The 16,306-nt window shown below is 60.5% G+C and carries 16 protein-coding genes; 1 reads left to right on the top strand and 15 read right to left on the bottom strand.

Annotated features, from left to right (window positions below):
• Positions 1-36 precede the first annotated feature (36 nt).
• Positions 37-939 (bottom strand): LysR family transcriptional regulator, encoded by a 903-nt coding sequence (locus AC1Q8Q_RS23160; protein ID WP_020796172.1) that lies wholly within the window; start codon positions 937-939, stop codon positions 37-39.
• A 119-nt stretch (positions 940-1,058) separates the two neighbouring features.
• Here AC1Q8Q_RS23160 and AC1Q8Q_RS23155 point away from each other — a divergent pair, with 119 nt between their 5' ends.
• Positions 1,059-2,339 carry an MFS transporter gene (locus AC1Q8Q_RS23155; protein ID WP_033044055.1) on the top strand — a complete coding sequence of 427 codons (1,281 nt, stop codon included), beginning with the start codon at positions 1,059-1,061 and terminating at the stop codon, positions 2,337-2,339.
• Here AC1Q8Q_RS23155 and AC1Q8Q_RS23150 read toward each other — a convergent pair.
• The 14 genes from AC1Q8Q_RS23150 to AC1Q8Q_RS23085 form a co-directional block, all read right to left on the bottom strand.
• On the bottom strand, positions 2,332-2,793 hold the full coding sequence (locus tag AC1Q8Q_RS23150) for a type II secretion system protein M (protein ID WP_020796170.1): 462 nt from the start codon (positions 2,791-2,793) through the stop codon (positions 2,332-2,334). The genes AC1Q8Q_RS23155 and AC1Q8Q_RS23150 overlap by 8 nt on opposite strands.
• Positions 2,790-3,896 carry a type II secretion system protein GspL gene (gene gspL / locus AC1Q8Q_RS23145; protein WP_492615529.1) on the bottom strand — a complete coding sequence of 369 codons (1,107 nt, stop codon included), beginning with the start codon at positions 3,894-3,896 and terminating at the stop codon, positions 2,790-2,792. Before gspL ends, AC1Q8Q_RS23150 begins: the two co-directional genes overlap by 4 nt.
• The gene (locus tag AC1Q8Q_RS23140) at positions 3,893-4,723 is read right to left on the bottom strand and encodes a type II secretion system protein GspK (protein ID WP_033044050.1); all 831 of its coding nucleotides are present in this window, start codon (positions 4,721-4,723) and stop codon (positions 3,893-3,895) included. Before AC1Q8Q_RS23140 ends, gspL begins: the two co-directional genes overlap by 4 nt.
• On the bottom strand, positions 4,720-5,262 hold the full coding sequence (gspJ, locus tag AC1Q8Q_RS23135; protein WP_020796167.1) for a type II secretion system minor pseudopilin GspJ: 543 nt from the start codon (positions 5,260-5,262) through the stop codon (positions 4,720-4,722). The genes AC1Q8Q_RS23140 and gspJ overlap by 4 nt, the downstream gene beginning before the upstream one ends.
• On the bottom strand, positions 5,255-5,638 hold the full coding sequence (gene gspI, locus AC1Q8Q_RS23130) for a type II secretion system minor pseudopilin GspI (RefSeq protein WP_033044049.1): 384 nt from the start codon (positions 5,636-5,638) through the stop codon (positions 5,255-5,257). Before gspI ends, gspJ begins: the two co-directional genes overlap by 8 nt.
• Positions 5,631-6,098 carry a type II secretion system minor pseudopilin GspH gene (gene gspH, locus AC1Q8Q_RS23125; RefSeq protein WP_033044047.1) on the bottom strand — a complete coding sequence of 156 codons (468 nt, stop codon included), beginning with the start codon at positions 6,096-6,098 and terminating at the stop codon, positions 5,631-5,633. The genes gspI and gspH overlap by 8 nt, the downstream gene beginning before the upstream one ends.
• A gap of 3 nt (positions 6,099-6,101) precedes the next feature.
• Entirely contained in the window at positions 6,102-6,551 is a 450-nt protein-coding gene (gene gspG, locus AC1Q8Q_RS23120; RefSeq protein WP_492615528.1) for a type II secretion system major pseudopilin GspG, read from the bottom strand.
• A 2-nt stretch (positions 6,552-6,553) separates the two neighbouring features.
• On the bottom strand, positions 6,554-7,762 hold the full coding sequence (gene gspF / locus AC1Q8Q_RS23115; RefSeq protein WP_492615527.1) for a type II secretion system inner membrane protein GspF: 1,209 nt from the start codon (positions 7,760-7,762) through the stop codon (positions 6,554-6,556).
• A 3-nt stretch (positions 7,763-7,765) separates the two neighbouring features.
• On the bottom strand, positions 7,766-9,244 hold the full coding sequence (gene gspE, locus AC1Q8Q_RS23110) for a type II secretion system ATPase GspE (protein WP_020796162.1): 1,479 nt from the start codon (positions 9,242-9,244) through the stop codon (positions 7,766-7,768).
• Positions 9,241-11,169, bottom strand: coding sequence for a type II secretion system secretin GspD (gene gspD, locus AC1Q8Q_RS23105; RefSeq protein WP_492615526.1), 1,929 nt, complete (start codon positions 11,167-11,169; stop codon positions 9,241-9,243). The genes gspE and gspD overlap by 4 nt, the downstream gene beginning before the upstream one ends.
• 8 nt (positions 11,170-11,177) lie before the next feature.
• The gene (locus AC1Q8Q_RS23100) at positions 11,178-11,696 is read right to left on the bottom strand and encodes a type II secretion system protein N (protein ID WP_492615525.1); all 519 of its coding nucleotides are present in this window, start codon (positions 11,694-11,696) and stop codon (positions 11,178-11,180) included.
• 109 nt (positions 11,697-11,805) lie between these two features.
• A complete protein-coding gene (gbpA, locus tag AC1Q8Q_RS23095) occupies positions 11,806-13,272 on the bottom strand; it encodes an N-acetylglucosamine-binding protein GbpA (RefSeq protein ID WP_033044044.1) in 1,467 nt (488 codons plus the stop codon).
• A gap of 287 nt (positions 13,273-13,559) precedes the next feature.
• The gene (gene hemE, locus AC1Q8Q_RS23090; protein ID WP_020796158.1) at positions 13,560-14,627 is read right to left on the bottom strand and encodes a uroporphyrinogen decarboxylase; all 1,068 of its coding nucleotides are present in this window, start codon (positions 14,625-14,627) and stop codon (positions 13,560-13,562) included.
• 252 nt (positions 14,628-14,879) lie between these two features.
• Entirely contained in the window at positions 14,880-16,298 is a 1,419-nt protein-coding gene (locus AC1Q8Q_RS23085; protein ID WP_020796157.1) for an FAD-dependent oxidoreductase, read from the bottom strand.
• Positions 16,299-16,306: the final 8 nt, after the last annotated feature.

The following is a 16,306-nucleotide window of genomic DNA, read 5'->3' as shown; positions in this document are numbered from 1 at the left end:
GCGAGCATGCTCGCTCCTACAGGGACGGTGCAGCCTTCATGACTTTAACGGCTCAACCTTCCTCGTCAACAACTCCACGAACGCCCGCGCCATCGGCGACTTCTGGTCCTTGCGCTGCACCAGCCACACCGCCGACACCGCCGCCGGGTCGAGCAACGGCCGATAGACCACCCCGTCGATGCGCATTCGCTGATAAGACGCCGGCAGCACCGACACACCCAATCCTGCGGCTACCAGGCCAATGATAGTCATCGCTTCGCCGGCCTCTTGGGCAAAGTGCGGACTGAAGCCGGCATCACGGGCCAGGCTGAGTAATTGTGCGTACAGGCCACTGCCATAGCTACGGGGGAAAAATACGAAAGGCTCCAGTGCCAGGGCGGACAGGAACAGGCCTTCTTCACTGCCCTGCGCCAAAGGGTGCTTGGAACTGAGCACGGCCACTAACGGCTCACGCATCAACTCGACGACGCTCAAGCAATCCGGCAGCCCAAGAGGCCGCATGATCCCGACCTCGATCGACTCATCCACCAGCGCATCGGCCACCTGGGTGCTGCTCATTTCCCGCAAATTCAAATGCACTGCCGGAAAACGCTGGCGAAACGAAAAAATCGCCTGGGGAATCGTTGAGTTGAACGGTGCCGACGATGTGAAGCCGATTTTCAGTTCGCCCAACTCGCCCAACTGCGCCCGCCGCGCAACATCCGCCGCCTTGTCGACCTGCGCCAGCACCAGCCGTGCCTCTTCCAGGAACAGTCGACCGGCCTCGCTCAGCTCGACCCGACGATTGGTACGCTCGAACAATCGCGCACCCACTTCCTGCTCCAGGGCCTGGATCTGCTGGCTCAGCGGTGGCTGCGAGATACCAAGCGCCTGCGCAGCGCGGCCGAAGTGCAGTTCTTCGGCGACAGCGATGAAGTAACGCAGATGACGCAATTCCATGAAAACCCCATTAGGTCGTTAAAGCTATCAAACAGGTCGAACAATATATTGGATTGAATCATTAGCCAGCTATATGCTTTTTTCATTGCCTGACGGGCTGCGCTCCTCCGAGGTCCACCGTGAAAACTGCTGTCGCTCCACTTACCCATGAAGTTCCTCCCGCCACACCAGACGATGTGGCTGCCGAGCTGGAAGAGATATACATCGAAAAAGGCACGCCAGCCTTCATGCGCACGGTGCTGGCGCTGTTCTGCGGCGGCTTCGCGACGTTCGCCCTGCTCTACTGCGTGCAACCGATGATGCCGCTGCTGTCCAACGAATACTCGATCAACGCGGCGCAGAGCAGCCTGATTCTCTCGGTAGCCACGGGCATGCTTGCCATTGGCCTGCTGATCACCGGCCCGATCTCCGATCGCGTCGGGCGCAAAACGGTGATGGTGGCGGCGCTGTTTGCCGCCGCACTGTGCACCATGGCCAGCGCGATGATGCCGAGCTGGCACGGTGTCCTGGCGATGCGCGCGCTGATTGGACTGTCGTTGAGCGGCCTGGCGGCGGTGGCGATGACCTATTTGAGCGAAGAGATTCACCCGCAGCACATCGGCCTCGCCATGGGTTTGTACATCGGCGGTAACGCCATCGGCGGGATGAGCGGGCGTCTTATCACCGGCGTCTTGATCGACTTCGTCAGCTGGCACACGGCAATGCTGGTGATCGGCGGCCTGGCACTGATTGCGGCAGCGGTATTCTGGAAAATCCTCCCCGAATCGCGCAACTTCCGTGCCCGCTCGTTGCACCCGCGCAGCCTGGTCGACGGTTTCACCATGCACTTTCGCGACGCCGGGCTGCCACTGCTGTTCCTCGAAGCCTTTGTGTTGATGGGGGCGTTCGTCACCCTGTTCAACTACATCGGCTACCGCCTGCTGGCCGAGCCTTACCACATGGAACAGGCCTTTGTCGGATTACTCTCGGTGGTGTATCTCTCGGGTATCTACAGTTCGGCGAAAATCGGCTCGCTGGCCGACAAAATCGGCCGCCGCAAAGTGCTCTGGAGCACTATCGCGCTGATGATCGGCGGTCTCGCCCTGACGATGTTTACGCCATTGCCGCTGGTCATCATCGGCATGCTGGTCTTCACCTTCGGTTTCTTCGGCGCCCACTCCGTCGCCAGTAGCTGGATCGGCCGTCGTGCCACCAAGGCCAAGGGCCAGGCATCGTCCTTGTACCTGTTCAGCTACTACGCAGGAGGAAGCATTGCTGGCACGGCGGGCGGCGTGTTCTGGCACTTGGCTGGCTGGAATGGAATCGGCTTGTTCATCGGTGGACTGCTGGCCGTGGCATTAATGGTCGCCTTGAAGCTTTCAAAGTTGCCGCCACTGCCAGGCACCGGTGCGACTATCTGAGCACTATCTGCGCCTCCAGTACCGCGTTGCGCTTTTCCAGGGTCAAGGATTGCAGCGCGGTGCCGTCACGTTCGATGCGGTCCAACCATGCCAGTAATGCCTTGGCGTCACCGCTGAGGTTCAGGCGCAACTGATCACCGTCGGTGTTGACCTGATGCAGTTCGAGTCCGGCCTCGGTAGCACTTTCGCTGACGTGCAGTGACAGCGGCTGAGTGACAGGCTCGCGCATGCTGCGCGGACGCGCCAGCTGCAGTTGCGCCGTCAGTGCCAGCTGCTGCTGATACTGACGCTCGGCCGCTGCAAGACGCTGTTGCGTCGGTTGCCAGACCAGGCTGAATGCCGCTACACCAAAGACAAACGCGACCAACACCAGCAACAATCGTTGTTCGCGCAGCGACAGGCGCTGCCAGCGCTGCAGCAGCACCGGCCATGTGACCAACCCGCTCAGCTTCATGCGCCTTGCTCCAGGGTCAGGGTCGCCTGCACCCGATCGCCTTCCTTGCTCGCGCTGTCGAGTCGCACAGGCAAACCTTGCTGGCGGCCACGCTCACGCAGTAATTCCAGTTCGGTAAAACTATTGGCGGTCAGCCGGACTTTCCAACCATCGCTTTCGCGAAATTCAATGCGCTGGACATCGACATTGCTGGCGCCGATGACTTGTTCGACGAGTTTGACCAGCCCGGCGATATGGCCGTCCTGAGGGGCCGCATTTTGGCTTTGCATTACATTGAGTTGTAACGCCAGGTCAACGATGCGGGTCTGCTCCGGGTAAAGCCCTTTGAATTGCTCCACGTTGCGACTGTAGAGCTGGCGGGTCTGGTTTTCGAGAAAGCCGATACGTGCCGCGCTGGCACCCCAGTCGAGCAGCAGCAGCAACAACACGACCAGCCCGCCGAAACGCCAGGGCAGGCGCTTTCGAGGCGCCGCGAAATCGCCGTGCAACAGATTGATTGCCGGTCCATGCACCGGGATCAGCCACTGATCGATATCAGTGGCATCCTTACGCTCGTCACGCCACTGAACGTCCCTGGGCAAGCCTGGCTCGAGCGCCACCAGATCTTCATCCGACAACGTCAGGCGTGCAGGCAAGCCTCCACCGAGCAACCAGCGGCCAAACCACCAGATGCCGAGTGCCTGGTCACGAGGCAACACATCGGCATCGACGAACACAGATCGCACCTTAATACTCACTTCGGCCAGCAGCGCGAGGACAACGGCAAATCGTTCGCGGTCGATCACCATCACCGGATAGCGACCTTGTGGATCGCGCGCACCGGTACTCAGGTGCAGCTTTTCCAGGGCTTGGCTCAACTGCTCTTCGACAGCGTAAGCGATGGCCTGGGCATCAGGTTGGCGCCTGGATGGCCATGGATCGCTGAGCAACCAACTGCACAGTTCCATGGGCAACAGCACATCGACCGCCTGCCCAGCCAGTGACTGTGCCGCTTGATCCAAGGGCAAGCGCTGCCGTTCGCCGGTCGAAGTCCATAGACAACAAGGCCAGGCGAGCGTGGGCAGGCCCAAGCCTTCGGCTGTTAGATAAAGCCAGGTTTTCATTGCTGGATCTCGCTTGCATTCGAGGGGAGAACACGCCGTTGCAGGATCTTCAACTGACGCGTCTTGGGGTCGCGTTCGACATCGGTTGCCAGCCGCAGATGCCCCTGCCCCTGGGTTACTTGAACGGTGATCCGGTACCAGCGGCTATCAACGCCCAGGCCATGGCCGCTCAAGCCCAAACCGGATATCAGCGGGTCCTGGGTAAAGGCCTGAACGCTTGGCCAGCCTGCCGGGGAACGCTGGCGTACCAAGGTTTCGGCCGTGGTGCGCTCGATACCGTCGAGCGTACGCAATACCAGCGCTGGCGCTGTGTTGATGTTCATCGTGGCCTTTGCCGGCAACAGCGCGACCCAGGGCGCCAAACGACGCAACAGCTCAGCATCGACACCAGGAAGCAGTCGCAGCTGGCTGAGCTCGAGCAGCGGCCCTACTTGCTGCAGTTGCAACGACGGCAGTTCGAGCAGCGTCAGCAAACGCATCCAGCGCTTGAGCGTGACTTGATCGATCTGCCCCTGAATCAACAGGGTATTGAGATTGAAACGACCGGCCAGATCCTCGATCTCGACGCGTATCTGCGCATCTTCAATGGCAAAAGCGCTGGAAGGTTCGGCCATCGGCTCGCTGTCTTTTTGCTGAGCCTTGAGCAACACCAGGCCCCAGGTTTCCCCGGCTACACCGAGTTGCCGCAGGTGCATCTGCTGTAACTGCTGCCCGGTGCTTTGCAGCAATGCGCGATGGCTGCGCAGCATGCCGCCGATGATCAATAACGCCAGGCTCATGACCAGCAACACACTGATCAGAGCAACGCCGCGTTGACCGGCCCTCATGGCAGTGCTCCCGGCAATAACAGCACCCGACGGATCGCCTCGAAGCGCCCTGCCGACATTTGCATTTCCACCGCCAAGGGCGCCTTCGGGCTCTGCCCGGACGGCCAATCGCCGCGCCAACCAACCTGGCTGTCGTACAGACGCCAACGCACCTCTCGAACATCGTCGAGCAGTTTTTGCCGCTGCACGCTCTGCGCCCCTTCCGCCCGGCTGTCACGCCAAAGCGCGCCGTTGTCGAGTCGATAAGTCAGCAACTGCCGCTCACTGCGCGGTAAGTCCAGCGGATTACGCCAATTGCCGCGCAGCAGTTGCAACTGCGACGGGTCTTGCACGACAGGCGGCTGCGCGATGTGCATAAGGTCACGTTCGATTACTGCCACGGCGCGTTGCAGGTTCCTGAGTTCACGTTCGTGGCTCAGGGTGCCCCGCTGCACGCGCACCACACTGTCGAACAGCGTCCAGCTGGCCAGCCCCAGCAAGGCAAAAATCGAAATGGCAATAACCAGTTCGAGCAGGGTGAATCCGCCTTGCTCATTCATGACGATTGGCTATCCAACCGGTGGCGCGGAACAGGGTCTGGTCACGTCCGGCAAGGCCGACCTCGACTTCGACCAACAACCCGGGAGGATCGCGCGTCGGGTCGACGTTTTGACGTACAACCCAGTCGCGTTGACCCAGGCTCACCATCCGTTGTGGCTGCGCAAGCACGGGGGACGATTGCAGTCGCAGCTCGCTCAGCTGATTGTCTGCCACCCAGGCCGCGAGAAGACGCTCTTCGGCAGCGCCTGCCTGCCTGACCACGTATTGGCTTGCGGACAGCACCGCCGTCGCCAGGGTCGCGAAAATCGCCAGGGCCACCATGACTTCAAGCAAGGTGAATCCACTCATGCGAACAATGGCCGGTGGCTCACTCATCGATCATGATCTCGCCCATGCCATCACCGGACAGGGTCGCCCAAATCTTGTCTTTGCCAGCGAACGTCAGTGTGAAGTTGCTGGTTTCATCGCTGCTGTACAGCAGAATCTGCGGAGGGCCGACGTCAGCGCCCAGCCTCAGGGCATACCCCTCCTGCTCAAGGCTCAGTTGCAAGCTCTCGGGCCATCGGTTGAAGGCGGCCAGCGGTTCCCAGCCACGCCCATCCAGACGCATCGACCGGTACCCCAGGACGCTCAGCCGCAGACCGTATTCGCGCCCCTCCAGCACTGCCTGTTGCCGCAGCTGGCGGATGACGCCACCCAGGGCGCTCGCTTCCTGCCTCGCTTGCTGTGCCGGGTGGATGCCCGTGGCCAGACTCACCATGCCCAACAGCACGCCGATCAGGACGGTCACGATCATCATTTCCAGCAAGGTAAATCCCCGACTACGGCGCGGCATGGTTCAACTACCCCAATTGCCGACTTCCGCTGCGTGCCCTTCGCCACCCGCTACGCCATCGGACCCGAGGGAATACAAGTCATAGCCGCCATCCGCCGATTTAACACCGGGATTGAGGTACTGATAGGGCGTGCCCCACGGATCAACGGGCAAGGATTTCAGGTAACCCTGAGGGTTCCAGCTCCTCGCCGCCGGCATTCCGGAAGGTCGCTTGCTCAAGGCCTCCAGCCCTTGTTGCGTGGAGGGGTAGTGGAAGTTGTCGAGACGATACATTTCCAGGGCGGTGCCGATGGCCTGGAGATCGACTTTGGCCGCGGTGACTTTGGCCTGATCGGGGCGGCTCATGAACTGCGGCACCACGATTGCCCCCAAAATGCCGATGATGACTACCACCACCATGATCTCGATCAGGGTAAAGCCGTGCTGGGAAGTTCTGTGACGTAAAGCGTGCATGGTCAATTCACCAATTGGTTGAGGCTGAGAATCGGAAGCAGAATGGCCAGGACGATCAGCAACACGACGCCGCCCATCAGCACGAGCATCGCGGGCTCGAACAGACTCACCACCAGGGCAATTCGCGCCGCCAGGCTGCTTTCCTGTTGTTCGGCGGCGCGGGCCAGCATGCGATCGAGTTCGCCCGCCCGCTCGCCACTGGCGATCATGTGCAGCATCATCGGCGGGATATCGCCGCTCAATTCCAGGCCATGGGTCAGGGTTGCGCCTTCGCGGACCGAGCGGGCGACATCGGTCATTCGCGCACGGATGGTCAGGTTGCCGATCACGGCAGCGGCAATTTCCAATGCGTCGACCAAAGGCACGGCGCTTTTGCCGAGGATGGCCAGGGTGCTGGCAAATCGTGCGGCCTCCATTGCGCGCAGCACGTCGCCAAAAACCGGGACGTTCAACGCCAGGCGATGCCAGCGCAGGCGCCAGGCTCTTTGACTCAAGCTCCAGCGCCAGAGGGCGACCAGCAGCGCCAGCGCAGCTATCAACAACAAGCCATGGCTACGCAACCCGTCACTGGTACGTATCAATGCCCGCGTCAGCAACGGCAGCGGTTGGCCGCTGTCGACGAAAATCTTCACTACGTCGGGCACCACGTAACCGAGCAGAAAGCCGACGATGACCACGCTGGCCGACATCAGGATCAACGGATACACCAACGCCATCTGGATCTTTTGCCGTGAGGCCTGGCGAGCCTGGGTATACGCGGCCAATTGCTCCAGCACATGGCCCAGATGGCCGGAACGTTCGCCAGCGGCCACGGTGGCACGGAACAGGTCGGGAAACGCCTTGGGAAACTGCGCCAGCGCATCGGCGAGGGCATGCCCTTCCATGACCCGACTCCTGACCATCGACAGCAAACTGGCAACCCGACGCTTGGCACTCTGTTTCGCCACGGCCTCAAGAGATTCCTCCAAGGGCAATCCGGCCTGAACCAGCGTGGACAATTGCAGTGTCAGCAGTGCCAGGTCGGCGGCACTCAAACGCCCTGCGCTGCCTGGCTTGTTTGTGCCACCAACGACCCGGATTTCCTTCAAGTCCCGCGGCCACAACCCGCGCTCACGCAACAGTTGCCGAGCATGACGGGGGTTGTCTGCCTCCAGCCGTCCCTTGCAACGGCGACCCTGACCGTCATCGGCCCGGTAATCGAATGTCGGCATGACCTAGTCCTCTCGCGTCACGCGCAACAACTCGTCGAGACTGGTCAGCCCGTCCAGCACCCGTTGGCGGCCGTCCTGGAACAGACTGCGCGACATCTGGCGGGCCTCGTTGGCCAAGGCTTGTTCACTGGCCCCCTGGTGAATCAGCGATGCCAGTGACGGTGTCACGCAGATCAACTCATAGATGCCGACGCGCCCGCGATAGCCGTGCTGACACTGCTCACACCCCACGGCCCGGAACAGCTGCAGCGATGCGGTGCCGAGCCCCAGGCGCTGGCAAGCTGTTGCATCGGCGCTGTAGGGCACCTTGCAATGAGGGCACAAGGTGCGCAGCAGTCGCTGGGCTAGAACACCCACCAGCGACGATGCCAACAGGTAGGCATCGACACCCATGTCCGCCAGGCGAGTCACCGCACCGACCGCACTGTTGGTGTGCAGCGTCGAGAGCACCAGGTGACCGGTCAGCGAAGCCTGGACGGCAATTTCAGCAGTCTCGCGGTCACGGATTTCGCCGACCATCACCACATCCGGATCCTGACGCAGGATCGCTCGCAACCCCCGGGCAAAAGTCATGTCCACTTTGGGGTTGACCGGCATCTGCCCCACGCCCGGCAGGTGGTATTCGATGGGATCTTCGACCGTAAGGATATTGCGGGTCTGGTCATTCAGACTGTTGAGCGCGGCGTAGAGGCTGGTGGTCTTGCCTGATCCGGTGGGCCCGGTCACCAGCAAAATGCCGTGCGGTTTGCCCAGCAGGTGGCGCAGGTTCCGGAGGATGTCCTCCGGCATGCCCAGACGCGACAACTCAAGGCGCCCGGCCTGCTTGTCGAGCAAGCGCAGTACCACCCGTTCGCCGTGTGCCGAGGGTAGGGTCGAGACCCGCACATCGACTTCATGCCCGGCCAGGCGCAAGGCCATTCGACCATCCTGGGGCACACGCTTTTCAGCGATATCCAGGCGCGCCATGACCTTGATGCGCGATACCAGCAGCGTTGCCAATTCACGTCGGGGCCGGAGCATTTCGCGCAACTGCCCGTCGACCCGCATGCGCACCGACAGGTACTGCTCGAACGTTTCCAGATGCACGTCCGAGGCGTGTTCGCGCATGGCCTCGCTGAGTAATGCATTGATCAAACGGATGATCGGCGCATCGCCCTGCTGCTCCAGCAAATCGGCGGTTTGCGGTACCTTGTCCACCAGGCTGAGCAAGTCCAGTTCTTCGTCCAGCCCTTGGGCGACCTGCTCGGCGGCGCTCTGGCCTTCGCGGTAGGCGGCGGCCAGGCGGGTCGCAAAAATATCAGGGGTGAGCACCTGCAGCGACAGCTCGCGAGCGCATGTCCGGCGAGCTTCCGCCAGGGCGGTGAGCGGCGTATCGGCCCGCACCGCAAGGCTCGCCTTGTCGCCTTCGCTCTCCAGCAGCACGCCGAAACGACGGGCAAAACCGAAGGGCAGTGGTGGGCAACCATCGCTCGAATGGGTCATGGCGTCTGCGGTGCCGGCTTGCGCAGGTCGAACACGGGCGCCTTGGAAACCGGTTCGAACAGCTGACGCGAATCTGACGGCAGCAGCAACGAGTTGTTATCCCGCGCCCCCGCCTGGCTCAAGTCGCGCAGTGCGTTGTAACGCTGCTGGCTGATACCGTTCAGGTCTTCCTTGCTGCGTACAATCGTGGGCCGCAAGAACACCATGAGATTGCTTTTACTCTGGGTGTCTCGGTTCCAGCGAAACAGAGCACCCAGGTAAGGAATATCCCGCAGTAACGGCACCCCGCTTTTTTGTGTTCTTACGCTGTCTCTGATCAGCCCGCCAATGACGATGATTTCGCCATCGTCGGCCAGGATGGTGCTCTTGAGTGCACGCTTGTTAGTGATCAGGTCCGAAGAATCGATGCCTGATACCGACGGCGCGATGTCCGACACTTCCTGCTCAACCTCCAGCCGCAGCGTCGAGCCTTCGTTGATGTAGGGCTTTATCTTCAGGCTGATTCCCACGTCCTCGCGGGTGACTGTGGTAAACGGATTATCCGCCCCATTACTGTTTGTGGCGTAGGAGCCGGTCTTGAACGGGACGGTCTGGCCGACGATGATGTGCGCTTCCTGATTATCCAGCGTCAACAGGCTGGGCGTAGAAAGCAGGTTGCTGTGGGTATTGCTGGCCAGGGCCGAAATCAATGCGCCAAAGCGATCACTGCCCAGGCGTAACAGCGCGCCTTCGGGTGCGGATTTCTTCTCGTCGAAATCCAGGCCGCCGACAATCGGGATATCGGTGCCGGGGAAGTTGATGAAGCCTTTCGCGTCGCCGGTACTGAAGCCCCATTGCACGCCAACCGCTTCAGCGATGTCCCCGGAAATCTCGACGATGGCGGCATGGATCAGCACCTGCGCGCGCGGCTGGACCAACTGACGCACGATGCTTTCAATGGTCCTGACCTGCTCCGACTCGGCGATCAGCACCAGCGCATTCTGGCTTTCGTCAGCCTTGATCATGAAGGCAGTCCCGGTTGGTGCGTCCTTATTGCTGCCAAGGGTTGGGGCCGTTTTTCGGCCCTGCCCCATGCTTTCCAGAATCTCGGCCAATTGCTTGGCGTCGCTGTGACGCAGGCGGATCACCCGAGCGTTGTCCGGAGCCGCCGTGGCAGGAACATCGAGACCGCGCGCCAGTTCGGCCAAGCGTTGGCGAACGGCTGACGGGCCAATCAGGATCAGCCGATTGGTTCTGCTGTCGGCCAATACCTGGACCGCGTTCTCGGCAGTGCGCTTGCCCAGGGAGGCTTCCATGACGGAGGCCACGTCACTGGCCTGGGCGTGACGTAACTGCACTACGGCGTGCATATTGTTTTGTCCAGAGTCCAGCTGGCGGATGACTTGGACGATGCGTTGCGCATTGGCTGCCGTTTCCGTGACCACCACTGCATTGGCCGACACGGACGGCCCGACATAGCCGTTGACCGAGACCAAAGGCCGGACCAGCCCGGCGATATCGGCGGCACTGCCATTGTTCAGCTCGATCACTCGAGTGACAAATTGCGAGGGCGTAGCGTTCTTTGCAGCGCTGCTGCCAGCGCGAGTCCTGGCTTCTGTCACTGGCGTGATCAGGATGCGGTCACCTTGGTCGATCACCGTGAAGTTGTGGGCGTCGAGCACCCCGTAGAACAAGCGGCGCACGCCTTCGCGATCAAGGGCTTGCCGAGACACAACGGTGATGCGTCCGGAGACCCTGGGATCGAGCACCACGGTGGTCCCCAGAATGCCGGAGATTTCTTCAACGATGTCGCGCAACTCAGCGTTGTTCATCGCCAGCTGCCACTTTTCCTCAGCTGCCTGCAACGCGCCCGGCAAAGCCAGACTCGCCAACACGACAAGGAAACGCATCGAGCGCAAGGCCTGCGCGCCAATGAAACTGTTCATTATGTTGATTACTCTGACGGCCCGGAAACCGGGCGTAGAAAACGCGTGGAAACAGCGGGAGCCTGTGTGTCGCCGGCTGACTCGAGCTTTCGCAGGAACCGCGCAACGGACGGTCGCAGCGTTAGTCGCTCTTCGCGCCCCTTGTTCCACAGCACCACTTGATTGGCCTCGACGCGACGCAGCACGCTGCCACCGGGCAAACGTTCGCCCACCTGATACACACGTGAACCTTGATCATCGGCGAGCAACGCTCTGGACACGCCGCCGCTCAAAACAAAACTGGCCTGCAAGGTCAGCGGTTCGGCACTGGCGAGCAATGAGGCTCCTTGGGTCAGGCCGAGCACCGACACCACCGCACCAGCATCCAGCGGTACATGGGCGGGACCAGGGATTGGCGCCGCCATGGGTAGCGGCGGCGCGGCAAGGCGCTCCCGAAAGTGCCACTCCTGCCAGATCAGCAGCGCTGCATAACCCAACGGCATGACTACCAGGCCGAAACGGCTCAGCACCCGCCACGAATTCTTCATGAGTAGTTCACTCGAGCCGTTCGATAACCTGAATCCGTCATTTGCAACTCGAAAAAAAGAGAACCTCCAGGCGACCTTCACAGATCACCTGGAGTACTGCGCGATAGACTTAGAGTTTGTCCCAGGCCATGTGCCAATGCGCACCGATGCCAGGTTCAAAACCATTGGCAGTCGGGCTGTATTGCTTGCAATAACCGGACTCAGGGAATGGCTTGCACTCAAAGACTTCGTTGGTCTTCGGCTGCAGTACCTTGGTACCGGCGGTGTACTCGCCAAGGCCTTGCGGGAACACAAAGTCGTAATCGGCGCCCGCGCCTTCGCCGGTCAACTGGGTTACCTGGGTGTCCTGGCGGGTGGTCCGGCCATCCAGGGTGGTGCCGACCAGGGTCAGGGTGTGCTTGCCAGGATTGCTGCGAACATCCATCGCCAACCAGGTCGGGCCGCTGCCCACTTGTGTGGAAGTGGAGCCGACCGGCTTGTTGCTCTCATCGAACAGCGTCGCTTCGACGTTCATCTTGCGATTGGACAGGATGCTGAACTCGATCTTGGCCAAGCCTTTGTCCAATACGTACTCAGCTTGCTGGGAAGCTACCGACAGACGAGCCGCGGCATCTTCCTGCATGTTCAGTTGCACTTCGTAGCGTGTCACGCCGCTGTCTTTTTGCGCGTACACGCTGTTGTTGCCCTTGACCGGCTCGATCTTGCCGTTTTCATCTCGAACGCCCGCACGCACAAGTGTGTGCGCTTCATTGATGGCTTCTGCCAACTTGAACGACCAGTTGTTTGGCGAGCCTTCCTCGGCACTATTGATGGGGATCTCTATGCTGTATTCCGGGCTCTCGCCATTGGCGGAGAATGCACGGGCCCTGACCTTGTCACCGACCAGCAACGAAGTCGATGGGGCGATGCTGCCTACGGAAGACCAACCACCCGGAAGCTCCGGCTCTGCAAGGATGTTTACATCCCCCACGTTATAAAACGCTGCATCGGTATCACCGACCGTCCAGATCGCCAGGATGACATGCTGCCCGGATTTGTCCGCGGGGATGTTGCAGTTGTGTTTGGCTCCCGACTCCGGTTTCTGGTTGCCGCCGTCAATGGTGCAGAACGGCGCACTTTCAAAGGTGGCACGCTTGAGTGCTTCGTTCGGGTTCCAGCCGTTTCGGGTGATGAAATACTCATGTTTTGTGGCTGGATGCACAGCGGTGTAGCGCCACTGGAAATCGATGTTGCGTTCCTTGATTTCCGTCATATGCCAACGGGTGGCTGATTGCGCGTCCAGCGCGGAAAACAGCGAGTGACCGCCACTCGGGATCTTGCCATCCACCGGCCCTTGCAGAGGCGCGCCGCCCACTCCCGCTGGAAAACCCTTGAAGGTTTCACCAACGCTTTGCGGTTCGTATTGGGCGCCACCGCACTGGGTGTTCAAGCCTTTCTGGCAGGCTAATGCGCGCGAGGGTGGCACTTCCAGATAGCCATGCGCGGAAACACTTTGAGAGGCGAACATTGCCGATAACAGGATCATTGAAGAAGTGCAGGCGGCCAGCGCACTTCCCTTGTAGTAAGCATTTTTCATCCAATAAATTCCAGACTGCTTATCGAAATAAGGCGTGCATTGCAGACGCCTTTAATTGCAATTCTGCTCACCACGGGGGAGCACGAACCGTTCAATCTACTTGGATGAAAGAACTTTATATGTAGGGAAAATCTCTACTTCCTGCAGGATTAATCCGCTTAGACGTTATCTGATACAGAATGAGAAAAAACCTTACAGAGAAAATATTTAAACTAGTTACGAAACTAAAAGTATAAAAAAACCCGTCCTGCGCTAGGCCGGACGGGTTTTAAACAACTTAAACGCAGTTATTCGTGATACTGCGCCGACAACTCATGCACGGCGCGCAAGAACGCACCCGCATGTTCCGGATCGACTTCCGGAGTAATGCCATGGCCGAGGTTGAACACGTGGCCGCTGCCTTTGCCGTAGCTGGCCAGGATACGCCCGACCTCAGCGCGAATGGCTTCAGGCTTGGCGTAGAGCACGGTCGGGTCCATGTTGCCTTGCAGGGCAACTTTGCTGCCGACACGCTCACGGGCGCTGCCGAGGTCGCACGTCCAGTCCAGGCCCAGCGCGTCGGCGCCAGCGTCGGCAATGCTTTCCAGCCACAGGCCGCCGTTCTTGGTGAACAGGATGACCGGAACCTTGCGGCCTTCGTGCTCGCGGATCAGGCCGCTGACGATTTTGCGCATATAAGCCAGGGAGAATTCCTGGTACGCCGCCGCCGAGAGGCTGCCGCCCCAGCTGTCGAAGATCTGTACCGCTTGCGCGCCGGCCAGGATCTGGCCGTTGAGGTAGCTGGTGACCGTCTGCGCGAGCTTGTCCAGAAGCAGGTGCAAGGCTTGCGGGTTGTCGTAGAGCATGGTTTTGGTCTTGCGGTAGTCTTTCGACGACCCGCCTTCGACCATGTAGGTAGCCAGTGTCCATGGGCTGCCGGCGAAGCCGATCAGCGGCACGCGGCCGTTCAGTTCACGGCGAATGGTGCTGACCGCGTCCATCACATAACCCAGGTCTTTCTGCGGATCAGGAATCGGCAGGGCTTCGATGTCGGCCAGGGTGCTGACGACTTTCCTGAAGCGCGGGCCTTCGCCCGTTTCGAAATACAGGCCCTGGCCCATGGCATCGGGAATGGTCAGGATGTCGGAGAAGAGGATCGCCGCGTCCAGTTGCGGATAGCGGTCGAGCGGCTGCAGTGTGACTTCGCAAGCGAACGCCGGGTTCATGCACAGGCTCATGAAATCGCCGGCCTTGGCACGGCTGGCGCGGTATTCAGGCAGGTAGCGACCGGCCTGACGCATCATCCACACGGGAGTGACGTCTACGGGTTGCTTGAGCAGGGCGCGCAGGAAACGGTCGTTCTTCAGGGCAGTCATGTCGGCATCCGGAAAAAAAGTGCGGGCATTTTCTCAGAGCCGGACGCAAAAGGCACGAATGCAGGTCAGCCTTTTGTCTATCGGGTCAATTTGTCGCGCTGAAACGCGACATTCGTATCACCACCAAACGACTGTGGGAGCGAGCCTGCTCGCGAAGGGGCCTGTAACATCCAACATTGATGTTGACTGACAGACCGCTTTCGCGAGCAGGCTCGCTCCCACAGGGGTATTGCTTTTGGCTCTAGAGCGGGCTTAGACGCCCAGGTAATCCAGGATCCCTTCGGCTGCATTACGGCCTTCGAAGATCGCCGTCACCACCAGGTCAGAGCCGCGAACCATATCGCCACCGGCGAAGATTTTCGGGTTGCTGGTCTGGTGCTTGTACTGACCCTGTTCCGGAGCTACTACACGGCCCTGGCTATCGGTCTGGATGCTGAACTGCTCGAACCACGGCGCAGGGCTCGGACGGAAACCGAAGGCGATGACCACGGCGTCGGCCGGGATGATCTCCTCGGAGCCCGGGATCGGCTCGGGGCTGCGACGGCCACGGGCGTCCGGCTCGCCGAGACGGGTCTCGACCACCTTCACGCCTTCGACCCTGTCTTCACCGACAATCGCGATCGGCTGGCGGTTGTAGAGGAATTTCACGCCTTCTTCCTTGGCGTTCTTCACCTCTTTGCGCGAGCCCGGCATGTTCGCTTCGTCACGACGATAGGCACAGGTCACCGACTTGGCGCCCTGGCGGATCGAAGTACGGTTGCAGTCCATCGCGGTGTCGCCACCGCCCAGTACCACGACCTTCTTGCCTTTCATGTCGACGAAATCTTCCGGCGACTTTTCGAAGCCCAGGTTGCGGTTGACGTTGGCAATCAGGAAGTCCAGGGCGTCGTACACGCCCGGCAGGTCTTCACCGGCAAAGCCGCCCTTCATGTAGGTGTAGGTGCCCATGCCCATGAATACGGCATCGTATTCTTCGAGCAGTTGCTCCATGGTCACGTCCTTGCCCACCTCGGTGTTGAGGCGGAACTGGATGCCCATGCCGGTGAAGACTTCGCGGCGATTGCTCAGCACGGTCTTTTCCAGCTTGAACTCGGGGATGCCGAAGGTCAGCAGGCCGCCGATTTCCGGGTTCTTGTCGAACACCACCGGCGTCACGCCACCGCGTACCAGCACGTCGGCACAGCCCAGGCCCGCCGGGCCCGCGCCGATGATCGCGACACGCTTGCCAGTCGGCTTGACCTTGGACATATCCGGGCGCCAGCCCATGGCGAACGCGGTGTCGGTGATGTACTTCTCCACCGAACCGATGGTGACCGCGCCGAAACCGTCGTTCAGGGTGCAGGCACCCTCGCACAGACGGTCTTGCGGGCACACGCGGCCGCAGACTTCCGGCAGGGTGTTGGTCTGGTGGGACAGCTCGGCGGCCTGGAGGATATTGCCCTCGGCCACCAGTTTCAGCCAGTTGGGAATGAAGTTGTGCACCGGGCACTTCCATTCACAATACGGGTTACCGCAACCCAGGCAGCGGTGGGCCTGGTCGGCCGACTGCTGGGGTTTGAACGGTTCGTAGATTTCCACGAACTCTTTCTTGCGTTGACGCAACAGTTTCTTCTTCGGATCCTTGCGCCCGACCTCGATGAACTGGAAGTCATTATTCAGACGTTCAGCCATTTTAAAAC

It is taken from the genome of Pseudomonas sp. GW823-FHT06B06, from assembly GCF_058795195.1.
This window is presented reverse-complemented; position numbering and strand designations above follow the sequence as displayed.